Origin of the sequence: Pseudomonas fluorescens (assembly GCF_005938625.1) — a bacterium.
Taxonomy (GTDB): domain Bacteria; phylum Pseudomonadota; class Gammaproteobacteria; order Pseudomonadales; family Pseudomonadaceae; genus Aquipseudomonas; species Aquipseudomonas fluorescens_BD.
This window is the reverse complement of the sequence record NZ_VCNJ01000075.1, coordinates 1-2,672: the sequence shown is the minus strand read 5'-3', so window position 1 is coordinate 2,672 and position 2,672 is coordinate 1. Positions and strand designations below refer to the sequence as shown.

Sequence of the window (2,672 nt, the reverse complement as noted above, 5' to 3'; positions counted from 1 at the left end):
CTAGGCGAAAGACGCCTCCGAGCTGGACAACACCACCTACGAACTCTCGTCCACCGAGTCGGACGTGGGTCTGCCGTACGCAAAAATCGACGCCTGGGCCAAATTCCCGGACTTCCATCAACGTTACTCGGCGGCTGTGCAGAAACAGATCGCGCTGGACCGCATCATGGTCGGTTTCCACGGCCTGAAAGCCGCTGCGCAGACCGATATTGCCGCTTACCCAATGCTGCAGGACGTGAACAAAGGCTGGCTGCAACAACTGCGCGAGCAAGCCCCACAGCAGGTACTCAAGGAAGGCAAAACCGCTGGCAAAGTAATCCTGGGGCAGGGCGGTGATTACGCCAACCTGGACGCCCTGGTGCATGACACCAAGCAAATGGTGGACGAACGCCTGCGCGATGGCGGCGACCTGATCGCCATTATCGGCACCGACCTGTTAGCGGCTGACAAGGCAAAGCTGTACGCCAAGCAGGGTGATACACCCACCGAGAAAGAGCGCATCGAGGACGCCCAGGTGATCGCCACTTACGGTGGTCTGCCAAGCTTCAGCGTGCCGTTCTTCCCGGTTAACGGCGTATTGGTCACCAGTTGGGACAACCTGTCGATCTACTTCCAGGACTCCAGCTGGCGTAAGCAAACCGTAGACAACCCGAAACGCTCCCGCGTCGAGGATTACAACAGCCGCAACGAAGGCTACGTGATCGAGCAGCTGGAAAAGATCGCGTTTACTGAAAACGTTGAGTTGGCCGCATGAGCCTGGCCCTTGCCCACAAGCGCCGTACTTTGGCACAGGGAACCGCTGCAGTAATCGCTGCAGCCGCCGCACCGCTGGCGTATTCGCCGGCGGAAGCCCTGAGCAGCCCGGCCAACGCGAAAAAGCACCTGCTGCTGATGGAAGCCTCTCTGGATCAGGATCTGCAGCGCCTGAGCGATATCAAGGGTCTCGCTGGGCGTCAGGCACTCAAGCGCGAGGAGCTGTTGCCCAAGTACCAGGATTTCATTCAGCGCTACATGGACTCGGGTCTGGTGATGCCGAACCGCGTTCTGGTGCAGGTGATGGTCTGGCTGTTCGACACCGAGCAGTTCGAAGACGGTCTGGCGCTGGCGGACTTTGCGATCGGGCAGGGCCAGGAAATGCCCGAGCGGTTTAAGCGCCGCGACGTGCAAACCTTCGTTGCGGACGCAGTGATCGATTGGGCTTACGCCGAATACAACGCGCAACGCAGCCCGGAGCCGTACCTGTCTGATCTGCTGCCGCGTGTCGACGGTGAATGGGAGCTGACCGAACAGATCCCGAGCAAGTACCACAAGTTGATCGGCATGCGCGCCATGGAGGCCGAGCAGTGGGAAACCGCGCTCCAGCATCTGGAACGCTCCACCGAGCTGTATGCGAAAGCCGGCAATGAGACGCGCATTGCGAAGTGTCGCAAGGCGATCGCCAAACAAACCCCCGCCGTGACCGGCGCCCAATAACCGACTACCCCCCCAGCGGGGAACTGTGGACGTGTGTCTGCCATTCATGGCCAGTCCCACGAAAAACAGTCTCCCCGCCCTATTCGAGCGGCCAGCAATGAGCTTTTCCGGGAAACCCACCACCTTTGTGGAACAGGCGATTGAGAACGACGGCTTCTGGCCGAACCTCTCCGTGTCCGAGTTTCAGAAGGGCTACCGCCTGCCGGCGGAGTACCTGGTAGACATGCTGGTCACTGATTTGACTACCGCGATGATTGAGATCAATCGCGATTTGTCCAAACGCAAAGGCCAATGGCAGAGCGTGGGCATCACATCCGTGGAATCTGGGGACCCTAAGGTGCTGCCTGACTCCACATTTCACGTAGCGACGTACAAGCGCGCCGTGTATTGCCGCGCCAAGTCCAGCTTGCTGACGCAGTTCGCCACGGTGAGCCGCCGTGAAAGCGCCGAAAACACCGGCAAAGAAATGCCCGAACGCGGCGAGACGTTTCTGCAGTTCAGCCAGCAGGCGGTTCGCTCGCTACAGGGGCGCGGCCGAATCACGGCGGCGATCGTATGACCAAGCTGCAGACACTGACCGCGTATCTGTTGGAACGTCGCCTGGTCGAGCCTGAACAACTCGACAGCTGGACGGAGCAGGTAAAGCTTTCGCTGATCTGGAAACCCGACGTCGAAGGCATGCACTTCGCCGATATGCACTATCGCGCCGTGATTGTCCTGGAGCGTTTCGCCGCCAACCCGGCTCGCATGATGGCGTTGGTCGGCAGTTGGCTGGAAAAACACGACTCCAACCGCGATCGCCATGAACTGCCGGCGCCGGAATTCCTTGTAGAGCCTCTGGATAACGATCTGTTCGACGTGGAAATCACGCTGGAGTTTGTTGAGCCGCAGTATCTGGCCGAAGACCCTGCCGGCGAGATCGACGCCTTCGGCAAGGCCTGGGCTTTTGTCCCGTTTGATCTGTGGATTGCAGAGCGCGGCGAGGTGGCCACCGATGGCGGGCCGTAGCACGTTCGAACTCGACGTTCGCGGTCGCTTGGGCGTGCGCGAACAGCTGGCATTGCTGAGTCTGCCGCCGCAAATGCGCCGCCGCTTGCTGAACCAGGTCACCAAACGCGTGCGGACGATGAGCCGCAAGCGAGTGCGTGAGCAGAAGAACCTGGACGGCACACCCTTCGCCCCACGCAAGGGCGACAGCA

Annotated in this window: 4 protein-coding genes and 1 pseudogene; all 5 read left to right on the top strand. The window is 60.3% G+C overall.

Features of this window, described 5'->3' with window-relative positions:
• Window positions 1–4 precede the first annotated feature (4 nt).
• Window positions 5–754 (top strand): annotated as a pseudogene (locus FGA82_RS29145) (phage major capsid protein, P2 family); the annotation flags it as partial.
• Window positions 751–1,473 (top strand): phage terminase small subunit, encoded by a 723-nt coding sequence (gene gpM / locus FGA82_RS29140; protein ID WP_110645157.1) that lies wholly within the window; start codon window positions 751–753, stop codon window positions 1,471–1,473. The pseudogene FGA82_RS29145 and the gene gpM, both read left to right, overlap by 4 nt.
• Window positions 1,474–1,570: 97 nt before the next feature.
• Window positions 1,571–2,032 carry a head completion/stabilization protein gene (locus tag FGA82_RS29135; protein ID WP_116256717.1) on the top strand — a complete coding sequence of 154 codons (462 nt, stop codon included), beginning with the start codon at window positions 1,571–1,573 and terminating at the stop codon, window positions 2,030–2,032.
• The gene (locus FGA82_RS29130; protein ID WP_141129763.1) at window positions 2,029–2,481 is read left to right on the top strand and encodes a phage tail protein; all 453 of its coding nucleotides are present in this window, start codon (window positions 2,029–2,031) and stop codon (window positions 2,479–2,481) included. Before FGA82_RS29135 ends, FGA82_RS29130 begins: the two co-directional genes overlap by 4 nt.
• On the top strand, window positions 2,468–2,672 hold a 205-nt coding region (locus FGA82_RS29125; protein WP_171057383.1), incomplete at its 3' end, for a phage virion morphogenesis protein. The genes FGA82_RS29130 and FGA82_RS29125, both read left to right, overlap by 14 nt.

What these genes read in the sequence shown, in the direction of transcription:
- gpM (WP_110645157.1), top strand. Translation starts at nt 751, where the DNA reads ATGAGCCTGGCCCTTGCCCACAAGCGCCGTACTTTGGCACAGGGAACC.
- FGA82_RS29135 (WP_116256717.1), top strand. Translation starts at nt 1,571, where the DNA reads ATGAGCTTTTCCGGGAAACCCACCACCTTTGTGGAACAGGCGATTGAG.
- FGA82_RS29130 (WP_141129763.1), top strand. Translation starts at nt 2,029, where the DNA reads ATGACCAAGCTGCAGACACTGACCGCGTATCTGTTGGAACGTCGCCTG.